The sequence below is a fragment of the Bartonella sp. MR100HLJHH genome (assembly GCF_042194215.1).
Classification (GTDB): domain Bacteria; phylum Pseudomonadota; class Alphaproteobacteria; order Rhizobiales; family Rhizobiaceae; genus Bartonella; species Bartonella grahamii.
Genome location: NZ_JBHIMR010000007.1, coordinates 50,612 through 67,170, shown reverse-complemented (window position 1 = coordinate 67,170; position 16,559 = coordinate 50,612). Strand labels below are relative to the sequence as shown.

The window sequence follows — 16,559 nt, the reverse complement described above, 5'->3', positions numbered from 1 at the left end:
TGGAATAGATTTTATGAACAAAGATGCAGATAAAAATCTCACAGCTGTTGAAGCAGAAAGTGAATTAGAGTGGTTGGCAAAAGAGATTGCACGTCATGATGTGCTTTATAATCGTGATGATCAGCCTGAAATTTCCGATGCAGAATATGATGCTTTGCGCCGCCGTAATGCAGAAATTGAAGCTCTTTTTCCAGAGCTTATTCGTGTTGATTCTCCTTCACATAAAATTGGGGCACCAATTTCTGAAAAGTTTGAAAAATCTGTTCATGCACAGCCAATGCTTTCACTGGATAATGCGTTTAGCTCTGAAGATGTTACTGAATTTGTTGAGCGTATTCGTCGTTTTTTACGGCTTCCAGAAACACAGGTGTTGGAAATAACAGCGGAGCCAAAAATTGATGGTTTATCTTTGTCTTTACGCTATGAAAAGGGGCGGCTTGTGGGGGCGGCAACGCGTGGGGATGGAACTGTCGGTGAAAATGTGACGGCAAATGCCCGAACCATTGCTGATATTCCACAAGTTTTGCAAGGTGATTTTCCTGATATAATTGAGGTGCGTGGTGAAGTTTATATGGGGCGGGAGGATTTCCAAGCACTTAATATCAGCCAACAAGAGAAGGGCAAGTTAACCTTTGCCAATCCTCGAAATGCGGCAGCTGGTTCACTCCGTCAGCTTGATTCACGGATAACCGCTAGCAGAAAGCTTCAATTTTTTGCTTATGCTTGTGGTGAGGTGAGTGAAATATTGGCAGAAAGTCAAATGGAGATGATGAAAAAGCTAAAAGAATATGGCTTTGTTATCAATCCATTAACAAAAGCCTTTAAGACGTTAGAAGAAATTATTTCTTATTATCACGATATCGAAGAATGCCGTCATTCTTTAAGCTATGATATTGATGGGATTGTTTATAAGGTTAATGATTTGATGCTCCAAAAGCGCTTGGGGTTTGTTTCTCGTTCGCCGCGTTGGGCAATCGCGCATAAATTTCCAGCAGAAAAAGCGATAGCGCTTTTGAAAGATATTGACATTCAAGTTGGTCGCACGGGAGCTTTGACACCTGTTGCACGTCTTACACCTATTACTGTTGGTGGAGTCGTGGTGACCAATGCTAGTTTGCATAATGAGGATTATATTAAGGGAATTGGTCATAAAGGAGAGCCTATTCGTGAAGGACGTGACATCCGTGTAGGCGATAGCGTGATTGTACAACGTGCTGGTGATGTGATCCCTCAAGTTATTGATGTTATTATTGAAAAACGCCCGAAAGATGCTTCTGTCTTTATTTTTCCTCATTTGTGTCCAGCTTGTGGGAGTCATGCTGTTCGTGAAGTGGGAGAAGCCGTGCGTCGCTGTACAGGGGGGCTTATTTGTCCTGCACAGGCGATTGAGCGTATTCGTCATTTTGTTGCGCGTAATGCTTTTGATATTGAGGGCTTGGGTAAAAAACAGGTAGAGTTTTTTTTCTATGCTCAAGATGAAGCGCTTTGTATTCATACACCAGCCGATATTTTTACTTTAGAACGTCGCCAAGAAAAATCTTTGATACGTTTAGAAAATATAGAAGGTTTTGGTACTGTTTCAGTTCGCAAATTGTATGATGCCATTAATGCACGTCGCGAAATTCCTTTAAGCCGTTTTTTGTTTGCATTGGGGATTCGTCATGTTGGAGAGGTGAATGCACGCCGCCTTGCGCGTACTTATAAAAATTATACAGCTTTTGAAACTGCGGCTATGGGAGCACTTATGCCATGTGATAAGGCAAATGAAAAAGGCAATGAAGCTTGGATGGAGCTTACCAATATCGAAGGAATTGGACCACAGGTAGGGAGCGCAATTGTTGATTTTTATCAAGAAGCGCATAATCGTGAGGTTTTGTCTGTTTTACTTGAAGAAGTAACTCCTCTTGATGAAGAGCCTATCACGACAGCTTCTTCCCCAATAGCGGAGAAGACAATTGTTTTTACAGGAACTTTGGCGCATATGTCACGCGATGAAGCAAAAGCATTGGCAGAGCGATTAGGGGCCAAAACATCTGGTTCACTTTCTAAAAAAACAGATCTTCTTGTTGCAGGACCTGGAGCGGGCTCCAAATTGGCTAAAGCTGAAGAATTAGGTGTTGAGGTTATCGATGAAGAGACTTGGCTACAGTTGATTGAGGAACATGATGTTTAGAGGGCGTTTTCTAGAAGATGCGTATGCTGTTTGTATGGTTATCTCTCTTACATTTTGGGGGGCTGGAATCAAAAAGGGGATAATAGGGGTTGTTTTTTTTGCAAAAATAGAGCGCCATATATTTTGATATTTATTAAGTGATTAAAAAACGTTGAATTTAAATATTAAACTTAAACTCTTATGATTAAGAATATACAAGGTTATTATTAGTAAAAGATATACGGTATCACTGTGAATCAAGGTAAAAATTGTAACTAAATATGCAGAATTTTTGAATTTAAACAGTGTAATGAGCTGGTTATAATAGGCGTTTTAGAAATGAGACGCGGAGGATTACAAAATATAATGAAAATTTCTATACAGCAGAATAAGGCTATAACTCATGTGAAGATGGTAGAGGATAGTTGATAAGCATTATCTGTTATAAGTATATCCCGTTCTGTTTCAGTTTGGGAAGAGCTTTTATCCTATCGGTAAAAAAACTTGAAGTATTTTATAGAAGCATTTTTTGTGATTGCTGATGGTAAATATGCATTTCCCTCTTTAAAAGAGAAGGGTGTGGTGTTTTTATAAGAAGCGTTAGAAGATATTTGTGTTGCCTCATTTAAAGGGGTAGTGTTGCCTCTTTTGCCCATTTTTTATCTTCTTCATTTAAGTAAGGTGCATTCATCTGATAAACGCGCGCATGGTAATCATTGAGCCATTGCCGTTCTTCTTGTGTCAAAAGCTCTGGGAGAATGAGTTTTCGATCAATAGGGCAAAGTGTAAGCGTCTCAAACGAAAGCATTTCTATATCCCCGCCATCAATTTTTTGTGCTGGCTTTACAATTATCAAATTTTCAAGACGGATACCAAAAGCACCTTCGCGATAATATCCTGGTTCGTTTGAAAGAATCATACCGGAGATGAGTTCTTGGCATCCTTTGCGGGAAATATTTTGTGGTCCTTCATGAACAGAAAGATAAGACCCGACACCATGACCGGTGCCATGAGCATAATCAAAACCAGCCTTCCACAATGCAATGCGCGCTAGAATATCAATGTCTTGTCCGCGGGTTCCTTTTGGAAAGTAAGCAGTTGAAAGAGCAATCATACCTTTGAGGACAAGCGTGAAACAGCGTTTTTCTTCTTCTCCAATATTCCCAATTGCTACTGTACGTGTGATATCTGTCGTTCCATCACGATATTGTCCGCCTGAATCAACAAGATAAAGTTCACCCGCATTGAGTTGTTTATTTGTTTGTGTTGTTACACGATAATGAATAATGGCGCCATTTTCTCCTGCTGCTGAAATTGTATCAAAAGAAAGATCTTTAAGTTCTTCTCCCATTTCTTTTGCTGTATTTATGCGAAATTCTTCTAATTTTTGCGCAGCAGAAATTTCACTTATTGACCCTGGTATTTGTTTATCTAACCAGGAAAAAAAACGGGTTAGGGCAACACCATCGCGTAGATGCGCTTTGCGTGCGCCATTGAGTTCTGTGTCATTTTTAATGGCACGTGGTAGAGCGGCAGGATCGGTAAGTGTGATGAAAGAGCTATTTTTTTCTTCAATAACAGTTCGTAATTTTTCGCATGTTAGCTGTGGATCTAAGGCAAACACTGTCCCTTTTTGAACATACTCTTTGATCTTTGGAATAAGCAGTTCTGGTTCATATAATTTTGCATAACGTTCCAGATATTGTTTCTGTTCTACACCAAGTTTTTTGCTGTTAATGAATAAGACTGGTGTTTCTTGGATGGGAATGAGAGCAAAACAAAGGGAAAAAGGTGTGTTGGAAACATCATTGCCACGTATATTGAATGTCCATGCAATGGAGGAGGGGTCTGTAAAAATAAAAGCATTTGCATGAGTTTTCTGTATATCTTTGTAAATCAAAGCGAGTTTTTCATCCGTATTGCACCCAGCATATTTGAGAGGGTGAATTGATAGGGCAGCTTGTGGCAATGATGGCTGATCATGCCAAAGCAGATCAATGGGATTGGAGTGAATTGCTACAAGTTTTCCACCTGCTTTCATTTCTAATGCGTTTCTCAATGCATCGGTGGCAGTGATGGTGTGGAGCCATGGATCAAAGCCAATAGAAAGTTTTTGAGCATTTTTTTCAAGCCATTGTGAGGGAGGGCAAGTTATGAGATCTTCATAATCAAAAATATTAGGATCAGTTTGTTGGCGAACTTGGAGCTTATATCGTCCGTCTGTAAATATGATGGCTTTGTTTTTTAAAATCAGTGCAATCCCAGCTGATCCAGTAAAGCCGGTTAGCCAGCTAAGGCGTTGAGCATGGGGAGGGACATACTCTCCTTGATGTTCATCGCACCGCGGAACAAGAAAACCATCGAGACCAAGGCGGTCAAACTCTTTACGCAGAGAGGCAATGCGTTCTAGAGCATGGGCTGGATTTGTTGTCGCCTCAAAAGATTGATACATAATGACGTCCTTTTCTTTTACTTTATTTCAGATGTATCGTAACCCATCCTTGACGGTGGTATGTTTCAATGTGTTTCAGTCCTTGTTTTACATAAGCCTTTAAAACATCTGCATGTTGTTCTTCAAGAACTCCAGAGAGTATCAGTGATCCACCTTTTTGGAGTGCCTTTACCATTTCTTGTGCAAGTGCGATAAGAGGATTGGCAAGGATATTGGCAACAATAAGATCAAAGGGAGCACGTGAAGCAATTTCATCATGGGCAAAATCTGTTGCTGTGACAGCTGTGATATATTTTTTTACGCCATTGAGCTGGATATTGTGTTGTGTAACTTGAATAGCGATTGGATCAATATCAGATGCAAGTATAGCAATAGGTTTGAGCATTGCGATGCCGATGGCGAGTACCCCACTGCCGGTACCAAGATCAAGTGCATTTTGGGGATTTTCATGTTCCATCACTTTGGCAATCATTTCTAAACAACCAGCTGTTGTTCCATGATGTCCGGTGCCAAAAGCTTGATTTGCTTCAATTTCAATAGGAAGAACATTGGCTGGAATGGCGTTTCGGTTGTGACTTCCATGAAGAAAAAAAGGACCGGCTTGCACAGGTTTTAGTCCTTCTAGGCTTTTTTGTACCCAATCAATGTTGGGTAAAATTTCACTGTTAATTTTATTAGGATCTATAGAAAGGATTTGGGCAAAACGTTTCGAAATATGCTCGTAGTTTTCTTGGTCTACATAGAGTGAAAGTTCATATACAGCATTTTGTTCATCTATCTCTGTAAGAGCAAGAGGATAACCTTCTTCGTCAAAGGCTGTGTCTATAAGGGTATAGAACCGTTCTGCTTCATTTTTAGAAGCAGTATAATAGAGGCGAATTTGTTGCGACATGCTGTTCTTTCTTTTGATCGGCTTTTTTTAGTTTAAGATGAGTTTTTTTAACCGTTCAATGGCGATTTCATCTTTTAATTCGCTATCGCTTTCTTTCGTGTCATAACGGATAACGCCAGCTAATTTTCCACCTTTTTTGAGTAAAAAAATTGCTGCTGTATGGTTATATGTATAGTTTCCATCTGTTCCAGGGACTTTTTCAGCAACGATGTTAAAGGAATTGACCATTTTATGAACTTTATCAGGATCTCCACTGATACCCATGATTTTATTGTTAAAATTACTGAGATATTCATGGAGCACTTCTGGTGTATCACGTTCAGGGTCAACAGTAACAAACCATATGCCTAATTTATCGGCATTGGGTCCAAGGGCTGTAAGCCATCGATCAAGATTCATCAATGTCGTAGGGCAGATTTCAGGACACATAGTGAAACCGAAAAAAACTATTGAAGGCTTGCTTCGAATATCAGCCTCAGTGATATTTTTTCCATTAGAATCAGTGAGTGTAAAATTATCACCTAAAGGCTTATTTGTCAGCGCATCATAAATAAAAATACCTGCAAGAAATATGATTGTCAGCCCCAAGATGCGTATTACATTTTTCATAGTTTGACTCTCTTAGATAGATCAAGAAATTGTAACATCGGCAGGTTTGTTTTGCAATCTCTGTTTCATGGTTGATTTTATTGGCTTGATTGGTATGTCTTTCCATATCTATTGATGAAACATTGGTGAGGGATGCATGAATATTGAGAACGATCTTCGATTTCATGAAAGTGAGCCTCGTATCCATACGACAGCACGGCTGCATGGTTGTAAATTAGGGCGCTATGTGGAAATTAATGAGCGGGTGATTTTACGGGATGTAACCGTTGGAGATTTTTCTTATTTAGAACGTAATAGTGAGGCTATTTATAGCGATATTGGGCGTTTTTGTTCTATTGCATCTCATGTACGGATGAATGCGTTGGAGCATCCTATGGAGCGCGTTTCAACGCATAAAATAACCTATCGTCCAAACGAATATTTTCGTTATATGGCTCTTGATCGTTCTTTTCGCGAAAGGCGTTGTGCAAAACGTGTTATTATTGGGCATGATGTGTGGATTGGATATGGCGCGGTTATTATGCCTGGGGTGACAGTTGGACATGGAGCAATTATTGGTGCTAACGCTGTTATAACGAAAGATGTTATGCCTTATGCGGTTGTCGCTGGTGTTCCTGCTAAACGGTTTCGGATGCGTTTTCCCAATCATGTCATAGAATGCCTTTTGGAGATGGCTTGGTGGGATTGGTCGCTTGATAAAATTTACGATGCATTGCCTGATATGCAAAATTTACCCATTGAAGTTTTTGTTCGCAAATGGAAATGATAATCAGAATAAACAAAATGGTCTCTTGCAAAAACTGATCGTGGTTTGCTTTTAGTTAAGCTTTGTTGACAAAATTATCCAGTACACGCTTTTCTCCGGCTTTTTCAAACATTATTGTCAATTTATGATCGTCTATTGCTGTAATATGACCATAACCAAATTTTATGTGAAAAATCCGATCATTGATGGAAAAATCTGATGATGCATGAGAGATTGATTGAGCGATAATTTTCCCTTCAATCGTCTTGTTTTTTTGTGCATGCTTTTGTCTTGCTGTTGCATAGCCAGTATAACAGGAATCGTGATTTTGAAAGGAAGATTTTCCATAACCACCATAAGATGTTTCCATTGCTATGGCTTCTATATGTTCTGCTGGTAATTCATCTAGAAAGCGGGAGGGAAGAGTAGATTGCCAAAGTCCATGAATTCTACGATTAGATACAAACCATATATGCAGGTGTTTTTTTGCTCTTGTGAGTCCAACATAAGCAAGACGCCGTTCTTCTTCTAATCCTGAACGTCCACCTTCATCTAATGAGCGCTGATGGGGAAAAAGTCCTTCTTCCCAGCCAGGAAGAAAAACTGTTTCAAATTCAAGTCCTTTGGCTGAATGAAGTGTCATGATGTTGACTGCATCGGTATTTTCATTGTTTTCAGCATCCATAACGAGTGCAACATGTTCCAAAAAACTTTGAAGATTTTCAAATTGTTCCATGGAACGGATCATTTCTTTAAGATTTTCTAGTCGTGTAGGAGCCTCTGGTGAGCGATCTTCTAACCACATGGTTGTATAACCAGAATCATCAAGGATAATCTCGGCAAGTTCTTTATGAGGAGTATCTTGAAGCATATTTTGCCAGCGGCGGAAGTTTTCAATAAGGCTTCGTAACGCACTGCGTGCCTTAGGCTTTAACTCATCTGTTTCAATGATGTCAGCGGCTGCAGAAAAGAGAGGAACAGCACGTGCTCGCGCACTCTCATAAAGAATGCGCAGGGTTGCATCGCCTATGCCGCGTTTCGGTGTATTAATAACACGCTCAAAAGCTAAATCATCAGCAGGTTGGACAACAACGCGTAAATAAGCCATAGCATCACGTATTTCCATTCGTTCATAAAAACGAGGACCACCAATGACGCGGTAGTTAAGACCAAGCGTTACAAAGCGATCTTCAAATTCACGCATTTGGAATGATGCACGCACCAATATAGCCATATGATTTAATGCATGACCTGTTTGGTGTGCTTGTTCAATTTCTTCTCCGATGGCACGGGCCTCTTCTTGCGAATCCCATGCTGAATGAATTTTTACTTTTTCTTCCTCACTCTTTATTTGTGCAGAAAAAAGGACTTTGCCCAGTCTTTCTTCATTATGAGCAATGAGATGGGAGGCGGTTTTAAGAATATGGGATGTTGAGCGATAATTACGTTCTAGACGAATAATTTTGGCAGAAGGAAAATCTTTTTCAAAACGTAATATATTCTCGACTTTTGCACCACGCCATCCATAAATGGATTGATCATCATCGCCAACACAACAAAGATTAATATGTTGACCTTGGGGATGTTGTGCCAAAAGGCGAAGCCAAAGATATTGTGCTGTATTTGTATCTTGGTATTCATCGACAAGAATATAGCGAAATTGAGAATGGTATTCGCGAAGAATATCTGGATTATGTTGGAAGATAGAGATAGAATGAAGCAGAAGATCACCAAAATCACAAGCATTAAGATCTTTTAATCGATTTTGATAACTGTGATAAAGTTTGCGTCCCATGCCGTTGCCAAAGGAATGAGCATCACTTTTTGAGATATGTTCTGGTGAAAGTCCTTGATTTTTCCAAGAATCAATCATCATGGCAAGGTTTCGTGCGGGCCAACGCTTATCGTCTAGTCCCTCAGCTTGAATAAGCTGTTTTAAAAGTCGAAGAACATCATCGCTATCGAGAATTGTAAAGTTTCTTTTTAAACCAACAAGCTCTGCGTGACGGCGTAAAATTTTAGCACCAGTGGAGTGAAAAGTTCCAAGCCAAGGCATACCTTCAACAACTCCTCCAATAAGTTCACCAATACGTATTTTCATTTCACGTGCTGCTTTGTTGGTGAAAGTAACAGCAAGTATTTGCTGAGGAGAGGCAAGCCCAGAGCGTAAAATATGAGAAATACGGGTTGTTAAAACGCGCGTTTTTCCTGTACCAGCACCTGCAAGAACTAAAAGAGGTCCCTCAGTATTCATAACAGCTTGTTGCTGTTCTGGATTGAGTTGTTTTAAATAGTCTGTGTTATATGATTTTTGTTCTTTTAGAGTATGGGAGGAAAAACCAGAGCTCTTTTTATCATGGTCTGGAGGGGAATCTTCTTCAAAGAAAGGTATGTTGTGATCAGAAAAATTACTCATTATATCTCTTTTGTAGTCTTTTTTTCATTGAAGTTCTAGATTAAAAAAACTTCTCTAAAAAAAGTCACAACAGCTTCAGTTGAATAAACAAAAAGAGAACGTAAAAAATAAGCATAAACATTAAAGGCGTTGGGTGAGAACGCTTTGAAGGGCATAAACGCGTAAAGAAGCCGAAAGATTGACTTGTTGTGGTCTTTTGCTATCAATATCAGTGATAATAAAGGCTAAAGATTGTCCTTTTTTGCGGGCTATATCTTTTAGAATATCTAAAAATGGCGGTTCTAAAGAGACGCTTGTTGCGTGCCCATCAACGCGAACAGATATTTTTCGTGGAATGACTTTTGACCAATCGATAGAATTATTTTCGTGCATTTTTCCACCTTTATTCGTCGTTTCGTAAACGATTTTGATCAAGAAATTTTTGCGTTTTTAAAGATTTTTGTTGCTCAAAAAATTTTTCAGTTTTTGTTCGTCCAAAACGATAACGATTTTGCTCAGCACGAAGAGATTTTTCTATACGTTTTTTTTGTTTTCGAAATCGGCGAAGATTAATCAATTCAGTCATGAGAAAATTTATTTTTTCCGAAAAGAATCTAAAGAGACAACATCAGCACTTTGTTTTGTATCGCTATTTGAAGATTCTTTATTTGTACTGAAATTTTGTTCTTTTGTAAGCGTATTTTCTTTTTTTTGTGTGTTTGATAAGGTAATGGGCGTAGTTGAGGTATTTTCTGAATTTTCACTTTCTCCAGAGGTAAGATTTGAGGGCAGATCAAATGCTGCTTCAAATGCTGCTACAGGATCATAAAAGACCTGAATAGAAGTAAAAGGAATCACGAGCTTTTCGGTTATTTCCCTGAAGGAGAGGGTTACTTCGAAAGCTGTTTCTGAAACACTGAGATCTCTAAACTGATGTTGTAAGACGATTGTCATTTGCTCAGGATAGCGATTTTTTAGCCGAGGAGAAATTTTAACACCTGGGGCATTCGTCAAAAAAGTTATAAAAAAATGATGATTTCCCGGAAGACCTGCTTTGCTAACTTCCGATAAAACTTTACGGATAACTCCACGAAGCGCATCCTGAACGAGAATATCGTAACGGATTTGATCTTTAACCATCGAAGTTTATTCCTTTTATTTCACGTAGCAGAATGGAGCGTATTGATAATGGGGCGTATTGATATTGTGTGATAGAATATATTTTAAAATTAGCAGTATTTTGTCTACGATGCACCTCAATAAATCGAATAAAAACGAAACTCTATGGTAAATAATGTCTGATAATGTCTGAAAGATCAATCAATAACATTTAAAAAAATGAAGGCTTCTGTTGCCAGGTGCCTCCGAACCCCGCTTAAACCTGCGACGGTTTAAGACTTAAATTGAAACATTCGCACTGCATTAAGCAGCGAGACGTGCTTCCGCATAGTTGTCATTTGCAACTACTCATTTAGTCCGATAACGGTGGTACTATGCCGAGTAAAAGAGCAATCTTTACGCCCTTGTCGATCCTATTTCGCCCCCACCAAAATATAACTTTGGTCTCTTATATTTTGGTGGAGGCGCCGGGTACCGCCCCCGGGTCCAATGAGTTTATTTCATTGTCCATTTATTACCATAGCTGGTAAACCAGCTCCTTAAATATAGATGAAGAACAGTCTTAGGAAAAGGGGGGGTTGTTAATATTTTTAATCCTCTAATTATTTATGGAGCTATATGATGCGGCTGTAAAGTATAGGCCGCTCATTTTTGGAGAGGAGATGATGCAAAATGACCAATAATCTAGCAGATATTAAACTATATGATTCAAACCCCGATGAAGCAGCAGTAGAACGGCTTAGCCGTCGTTTAGCTTTGGTGATGAAAAAGCAGGATGCAGCGCTTGTTGCTACATCGGATCCAAAAGAGTTAGAACGCGTTGAAAAATGGGTTCAAGATGTATTAGGCGCGGATGAGCAGAGGGCTAAAATGGCTGTGTCAAAAGTTGCAGAAATGATGTCTGGAGATCGCAGAAAAAGTCGTATGACTTTCTATTATTTGGTAGCTAAACAATTAAACGCACTTGATAAAATTTAAACAATTTTAAAATTCAATTTTGCTCAATAAAAAAGCCCAAAATTCTTTGGGCTTTTTTGTTTAGCATCGAAGGTTTAATCGGTTTCGTTTTCTTGAAGATATCCTCCTTTGCTCATATCCGGTATAAAGAGGGTGGCAATGAATGCAATGATCATTACGCCGATTACGTAAAAATAAAACAGTGATTCATGTCCTATATTTTTTAATCCAAGTGCTACGTATTCGGCAGAACCACCAAATAATGCATTGCCAATAGCATGAGAGAGACCAACTCCCAGTGCTCGTACTGAAGAGGGAAACATTGCTGATTTTACGACACCAGAGATGGATGTATACATGCTCATAATACAGAGTATTCCAATAATGGCTGATAGCGCAATCCATGGATTATGTGCGTGACCGATTATAAGAAGTCCAGGAATTGTAAAGAGAGTAGAGAGTGCACTCCAAAGGATAAGTAAAGTTCTTGTCCCAATTTTATCAGCTAGGATACCAAATATGGGTTGGAGTAATATGAAAATAAAGAGTGCCGCGGTCATTACAGTTGTAGCGGTATGTTTATCAAAACCGGTAGTTGTGATCAGATATTTCTGCATATAAGTCGTACAAGTGTAAAATGTGAGAGATCCTCCAGAGGCGAAGAGAACAATCACAAAAAATGCTTTTGTGTGTTTGCTTAGAAGCTCTTTAAGACTCCCAGTGTGTTTTTGAGAGCGGCTTTCTTTGGTGGTTGTTTCATGAAGTGAACGACGTAGATAAAGTACGACGAATGCTCCCAATCCACCAATAGCAAATGGAATACGCCAGCCCCATGTTCTTAATTGGTCTTCCGTTAGATAAAGTGCCAGAATAAATATAATAAAACTGGCTAAAAGTTGACCAGTAATAAGCGTACCAGATTGGAAAGAAGCGAAGAGACCGCGGTGTTTTTTAAGGGAAACTTCGCTTATATAAGTTGCAGCTGTACCATATTCACCACCTGCTGAAAGTCCCTGCATCATACGGATTAGGAGAAGAAGAATTGCTGCAGTTCTCCCTAAAGTTTCATAAGTGGGAAGTATGGCAATGAGAAAAGAGCCCCCACACATCATAAGAATAGATATGAGCATCGAGTTTTTTCGTCCATAACGATCAGCAATAAAGCCAAAAAGCCAACTTCCAATTGGGCGCATAAGAAAACCAATAAAGAAGATTCCTGCAGTTTTAAAAAATTGGGTAACAACATCGCCATCTGAAGGGAAAAATTGTGGTGCAAAGTAAATAGAAGCAAATGAGTAAACGTAAAAATCATACCACTCTACTAGATTCCCTGATGCGCTAGATATGATAGCGAAGATACGTTTTCTTGTATCATGTTGTACTAAAGTTGTTTCATTTTTCATGAAGTGCTCCCCTTTTAGATCTGTAGTTTATATTTTTTTATTTAAAGTTTTTTACGATTTGTATCGCCAAAACTCAGTTAGTATAATAATAATTTCTTATGAAAGCTATATGAGAGGGCTTATTTTGGTTATAGGATTATGCCTTTTGAGCGTTTTCTTTTTGTAGGCGGATAAAGATCATCACATCGAATCTAAAAGGGGAGCGTGTTGAAAAGTAGGTTTAAGCTGGATGAAATGTTGGTAAAAAAGTGCTTAAATGGCTGTTTTAAAAGTTGCTGATAGGATGTTTGGAGAGTGCAGAAAAGTTGTATAATTTTTTATTATTTAGATACTAACCATTTGATAAATATCTAAACAATACAGATTCTTATACATGTATTCTTCACCTTATAGAGGAGTACAGCATTTTTTCCTGTAGGGTGAGCTATAAGAAGTGAATGGATTTTATATTATTTGCTTCTTTTATTGAATATTTATACATCCATTATAAAAAAGCCCAATTGCTTGGGCTTTTTTATTTTGTATAGAAAATTTAATAGATATCATTGTCTTTAAGATATCCTCCTTTGTCTATATCTGGCATCAAGAGAATTGAGATGAGTGCAATGATCATCATACCAACTATGTAAAAAAAGAAAACAGATTCGTATCCCATATTTTTTAATCCAAGCGCTACATATTCAGCAGAACCGCCAAATAGTGCATTCCCAATGGCAAAAGCAAATCCAACACCAATTGCGCGGATTGAGGCTGGGAACAATTCTGCTTTTATGATACCAGCAATGGACGTATAAAAACTCATAACACAGAGTATTCCAATGATGATTAAGAGTGCTGCCCATGCATTATGGGCATTCCCAATCATTTTAAGTACAGGAATGGTGCAGATAATGGATAAGGTACTCCAACTAATGAGTGAAGCTCTTGCTCCAATTTTATCGGCTATGAAACCAAAAAGGGGTTGGAGTAGCACAAAAATAAAGAGGGCGGCAGTCATTATCGTTGTTGCGGTTTGTTTATCAAAACCCGTGGTTGTGATCAGATATTTTTGCATATAAGTGGTGTATGTATAAAATGTGAGTGATCCACCAGCTGTAAAGCCAACAACCAAAAAGAAAGCTTTTTTATGATTGCGAAAAAGTTCTCTAAGACTACCAGCATGTTGTTCAGAGCGGCTTTTGTGGGTTGTTGTTTCATGGAGCAAACTACGCAGATAAATTGCAACAATTGCTCCAAAGCCACCAATGACAAAAGGAATACGCCAGCCCCATGCTTTTAACTGATCTTCAGTAAGGTAAAGGGATAAAATAAATATTATAAAACTTGCGAGAAGTTGACCTGTGATCGTTGTTGCATATTGAAAAGAAGCAAAGAGTCCACGACGATTTTTGGGTGCAACTTCGCTCATATAAGTTGCTGCTGTACCATATTCACCGCCAACGGAAAGTCCTTGAAACATGCGGACTAAAAGGAGGAGAAATGCTGCTGTTATTCCCAAGGTTTTATAAGTGGGAAGTATGGCAATGAGAAAAGAGCCACCACACATCATAAAAACAGAAATAAGCATTGAGCGTTTACGTCCATAACGATCCGCAACGAATCCAAAGAGCCATGCTCCAATTGGACGCATAAGAAAGCCAATAAAAAAGATTCCTGCAGTTTTTAAAAGTTGTGTAACGATATCTTCATCTTCAGGAAAAAATTGTGATGCAAAATAAACCGATGCAAAGGAGTAAGCATAAAAGTCGTACCATTCTACCAGATTTCCTGATGCACTGGATATGATAGCAAAAATACGTTTCCTTGTATCATGTGGATCTAAAGTTGTTTGATTATTCATGAAGTATTCCCCTTTTAGATTTATAACTTTTCTTCTCTTTAAAGTTGTTTACAGTTTACGCCATAAAAATTCAATCATATTGCGATGTTTCTTAAAAAAAGGGGGGTGGAAGTGGCTTATTTCCATGATGTTTGCAGTTTTTATTTTTGTCATAGAACAAAAACGGTACTCATATTTTTATAGGAAGGTATGTTTTGATTTTTATTGTATCTTTAACGGTGTCATTGATCATCCAGATCAGAAAGGGGTGTTGAGAGAGGATTGATTGGTGATAATAGATGCGGTTTAATTTCTATTATTAGACAAATAAGGAAACGATATTTTGCTTATTTTTGATAAAGAAAAGAGGATCTTAATTAAAACAGATCTGATGTTTTTAAAGCTAAGTATACTGGATTTATTGGGATCATGAAAAATATACGGTTATGATGTGGGATAATTTATTCATCATGGTTTATATCAAAGAAGAGGATACCGCTTCTTTATGATACGAGAGATGTTTATGCTATGAAAGGCGTGTCTATAATAAGTTGTAAATATTGATTTTACAGTATTATCATAATCAAGAAGCCCGAAAAATCGGGATTCTTGATTTAGTTTAGAAAATTTAATGGATACTATCACCTTGAAGATAACCCTCTTTCCGGGCATCGGGCATTAAGAGAACAGAAATGAATGCAATAATCATCATGCCGGTTATATAAAAATAGAAGACAGATTCATATCCAAGATCTTTTAATCCAAGCGCGACATATTCAGCAGAACCGCCAAACAGTGCGTTGGCAATAGCATAAGAGAGCCCAACTCCTATTGCTCGTACTGAAGCGGGAAACATTTCTGATTTTACAATGCCAGAGATGGACGTGTAAAAGCTCATAATGCAGAGCATTCCAATAATGACTGATAAAGCAATCCATGTATTATCAGTACTACCAATCACATTAAGTCCAGGAATGGTAAAGATAATGGATAAGACACTCCAAATAAGGAGTGAAGTTCTTGTTCCAATTTTATCAGCCATAAAACCAAATGCAGGTTGAAGTAACATGAAAACAAAGAGTGCAGCAGTCATCACAGTTGTGGCTGTATGTTTATCAAAGCCGGTGGTTGTAATCAGATATTTCTGCATGTAAGTCGTATAGGTGTAGAATGTGAGCGATCCTCCAGCGGTAAAGCCGATAACTAGAAAAAAAGCTTTTCGGTGGTTGCTTAGAAGTCCTCTAATACTACCAGCTTGTGCACTAGAACGACTTTCTTTGGTCGTTGTCTCATGGAGCGTGCGGCGTAGATAAATCGCAACAATTGCTCCTAGTCCACCAATGGCAAATGGAATACGCCAACCCCATGCTTTTAGCTGATCTTCAGTGAGATAAAGCGCTAAAATGAATATAACAAGACTGGCTAGAAGCTGACCACCAATCAGTGTGGTGTATTGGAAAGAGCTAAAAAATCCTCGGCGATTTTTGAGAGCGATTTCGCTCATATAAGTTGCTGTTGTACCATATTCACCACCGACAGAAAGCCCCTGAAGCATTCTGAGTAAAAGTAAAAGAATTCCTGCTGCTACTCCAATGGTTTCATAGGTAGGAAGTAGGGCGATTAAGAACGAACCACCACACATCATAAAAACAGAGATAAGCATTGAGCGTTTGCGTCCGTAACGATCGGCAATGAAGCCAAAAAGCCATCCGCCGATTGGGCGCATAAGAAAACCAATAGCAAAGACACCAGCAGCCATTAAAAGTTGCGTAACGACATTGCCTTCTGAGGGAAAAAATTGTGATGCAAAGTAAATGGATGTAAAGGAATAAACATAAAAGTCATACCATTCTACTAGATTACCTGATGCACTGGACACGATAGCCCAGATACGTTTTCTTGTATCATGTGGTGCTAAAGTTGGTTCATTCTCCATAAATTTATCCCTTTTATGATCATACCTAACTTGTTTCTTTTAAAATTTATTTACGATTTGATTCATCAAAATGCAATCGT

13 protein-coding genes and 1 other RNA gene are annotated in these 16,559 nt (G+C 38.5%); 3 read left to right on the top strand and 11 right to left on the bottom strand.

Features of this window, described 5'->3' with window-relative positions; all coding sequences use genetic code 11:
* The first annotated feature begins 13 nt into the window (after positions 1-13).
* Positions 14-2,173: an NAD-dependent DNA ligase LigA gene (ligA, locus tag ACFIJ7_RS05555; protein WP_375636170.1), complete on the top strand. Its 2,160-nt coding sequence runs from the start codon at positions 14-16 to the stop codon at positions 2,171-2,173.
* A gap of 604 nt (positions 2,174-2,777) precedes the next feature.
* On the opposite strand, the gene ACFIJ7_RS05550 is transcribed toward ligA, so the two are convergent.
* From ACFIJ7_RS05550 to ACFIJ7_RS05540, 3 genes are read right to left on the bottom strand one after another with little or no spacing between them, the layout of a single operon-like run.
* A complete protein-coding gene (locus ACFIJ7_RS05550; protein WP_375644777.1) occupies positions 2,778-4,604 on the bottom strand; it encodes an aminopeptidase P family protein in 1,827 nt (608 codons plus the stop codon).
* A 22-nt stretch (positions 4,605-4,626) separates the two neighbouring features.
* On the bottom strand, positions 4,627-5,496 hold the full coding sequence (locus ACFIJ7_RS05545) for a 50S ribosomal protein L11 methyltransferase (protein ID WP_375644776.1): 870 nt from the start codon (positions 5,494-5,496) through the stop codon (positions 4,627-4,629).
* Between the two features lie 27 nt (positions 5,497-5,523).
* Entirely contained in the window at positions 5,524-6,105 is a 582-nt protein-coding gene (locus ACFIJ7_RS05540) for an SCO family protein (RefSeq protein ID WP_015856628.1), read from the bottom strand.
* A gap of 136 nt (positions 6,106-6,241) precedes the next feature.
* Here ACFIJ7_RS05540 and ACFIJ7_RS05535 point away from each other — a divergent pair, with 136 nt between their 5' ends.
* Positions 6,242-6,871: a DapH/DapD/GlmU-related protein gene (locus ACFIJ7_RS05535; RefSeq protein WP_375644775.1), complete on the top strand. Its 630-nt coding sequence runs from the start codon at positions 6,242-6,244 to the stop codon at positions 6,869-6,871.
* 55 nt (positions 6,872-6,926) lie between these two features.
* Here ACFIJ7_RS05535 and ACFIJ7_RS05530 read toward each other — a convergent pair whose 3' ends face one another.
* From ACFIJ7_RS05530 to ssrA, 5 genes are all read right to left on the bottom strand, one after another.
* Positions 6,927-9,266 (bottom strand): ATP-dependent helicase, encoded by a 2,340-nt coding sequence (locus ACFIJ7_RS05530; protein ID WP_375636174.1) that lies wholly within the window; start codon positions 9,264-9,266, stop codon positions 6,927-6,929.
* A gap of 120 nt (positions 9,267-9,386) precedes the next feature.
* Entirely contained in the window at positions 9,387-9,638 is a 252-nt protein-coding gene (locus ACFIJ7_RS05525) for a ribbon-helix-helix domain-containing protein (RefSeq protein ID WP_273788067.1), read from the bottom strand.
* 10 nt (positions 9,639-9,648) lie between these two features.
* Positions 9,649-9,831 carry a DUF4169 family protein gene (locus tag ACFIJ7_RS05520; RefSeq protein ID WP_375636175.1) on the bottom strand — a complete coding sequence of 61 codons (183 nt, stop codon included), beginning with the start codon at positions 9,829-9,831 and terminating at the stop codon, positions 9,649-9,651.
* Positions 9,832-9,839: 8 nt separating this feature from the next.
* Complete coding sequence (locus ACFIJ7_RS05515) at positions 9,840-10,385, bottom strand: SspB family protein (protein WP_015856623.1); 546 nt, start codon at positions 10,383-10,385, stop codon at positions 9,840-9,842.
* A 197-nt stretch (positions 10,386-10,582) separates the two neighbouring features.
* Positions 10,583-10,939, bottom strand: a transfer-messenger RNA (tmRNA) gene (gene ssrA / locus ACFIJ7_RS05510).
* Positions 10,940-11,036: 97 nt separating this feature from the next.
* Between ssrA and ACFIJ7_RS05505 the strand changes: the two genes are divergently transcribed.
* Positions 11,037-11,342, top strand: a complete 306-nt coding sequence (locus tag ACFIJ7_RS05505) for a DUF2853 family protein (RefSeq protein WP_015856622.1) — start codon at positions 11,037-11,039, stop codon at positions 11,340-11,342.
* Between the two features lie 74 nt (positions 11,343-11,416).
* Here the strand turns inward: ACFIJ7_RS05505 and ACFIJ7_RS05500 are convergent, their stop codons facing one another.
* The 3 genes from ACFIJ7_RS05500 to ACFIJ7_RS05490 form a co-directional block, all read right to left on the bottom strand.
* The gene (locus ACFIJ7_RS05500) at positions 11,417-12,724 is read right to left on the bottom strand and encodes an MFS family transporter (protein WP_375644774.1); all 1,308 of its coding nucleotides are present in this window, start codon (positions 12,722-12,724) and stop codon (positions 11,417-11,419) included.
* A 532-nt stretch (positions 12,725-13,256) separates the two neighbouring features.
* Complete coding sequence (locus ACFIJ7_RS05495; protein WP_375644773.1) at positions 13,257-14,564, bottom strand: MFS family transporter; 1,308 nt, start codon at positions 14,562-14,564, stop codon at positions 13,257-13,259.
* 607 nt (positions 14,565-15,171) lie between these two features.
* Positions 15,172-16,479, bottom strand: coding sequence for an MFS family transporter (locus ACFIJ7_RS05490; protein ID WP_375636179.1), 1,308 nt, complete (start codon positions 16,477-16,479; stop codon positions 15,172-15,174).
* Positions 16,480-16,559 lie beyond the last annotated feature (80 nt).

What these genes read in the sequence shown, in the direction of transcription:
- ACFIJ7_RS05535 (WP_375644775.1), top strand. Translation starts at nt 6,242, where the DNA reads ATGAATATTGAGAACGATCTTCGATTTCATGAAAGTGAGCCTCGTATC.
- ACFIJ7_RS05505 (WP_015856622.1), top strand. Translation starts at nt 11,037, where the DNA reads ATGACCAATAATCTAGCAGATATTAAACTATATGATTCAAACCCCGAT.
- ACFIJ7_RS05500 (WP_375644774.1), bottom strand. Translation starts at nt 12,724, where the DNA reads ATGAAAAATGAAACAACTTTAGTACAACATGATACAAGAAAACGTATC.
- ACFIJ7_RS05495 (WP_375644773.1), bottom strand. Translation starts at nt 14,564, where the DNA reads ATGAATAATCAAACAACTTTAGATCCACATGATACAAGGAAACGTATT.
- ACFIJ7_RS05520 (WP_375636175.1), bottom strand. Translation starts at nt 9,831, where the DNA reads ATGACTGAATTGATTAATCTTCGCCGATTTCGAAAACAAAAAAAACGT.
- ligA (WP_375636170.1), top strand. Translation starts at nt 14, where the DNA reads ATGAACAAAGATGCAGATAAAAATCTCACAGCTGTTGAAGCAGAAAGT.
- ACFIJ7_RS05545 (WP_375644776.1), bottom strand. Translation starts at nt 5,496, where the DNA reads ATGTCGCAACAAATTCGCCTCTATTATACTGCTTCTAAAAATGAAGCA.
- ACFIJ7_RS05525 (WP_273788067.1), bottom strand. Translation starts at nt 9,638, where the DNA reads ATGCACGAAAATAATTCTATCGATTGGTCAAAAGTCATTCCACGAAAA.
- ACFIJ7_RS05550 (WP_375644777.1), bottom strand. Translation starts at nt 4,604, where the DNA reads ATGTATCAATCTTTTGAGGCGACAACAAATCCAGCCCATGCTCTAGAA.
- ACFIJ7_RS05490 (WP_375636179.1), bottom strand. Translation starts at nt 16,479, where the DNA reads ATGGAGAATGAACCAACTTTAGCACCACATGATACAAGAAAACGTATC.
- ACFIJ7_RS05530 (WP_375636174.1), bottom strand. Translation starts at nt 9,266, where the DNA reads ATGAGTAATTTTTCTGATCACAACATACCTTTCTTTGAAGAAGATTCC.
- ACFIJ7_RS05540 (WP_015856628.1), bottom strand. Translation starts at nt 6,105, where the DNA reads ATGAAAAATGTAATACGCATCTTGGGGCTGACAATCATATTTCTTGCA.
- ACFIJ7_RS05515 (WP_015856623.1), bottom strand. Translation starts at nt 10,385, where the DNA reads ATGGTTAAAGATCAAATCCGTTACGATATTCTCGTTCAGGATGCGCTT.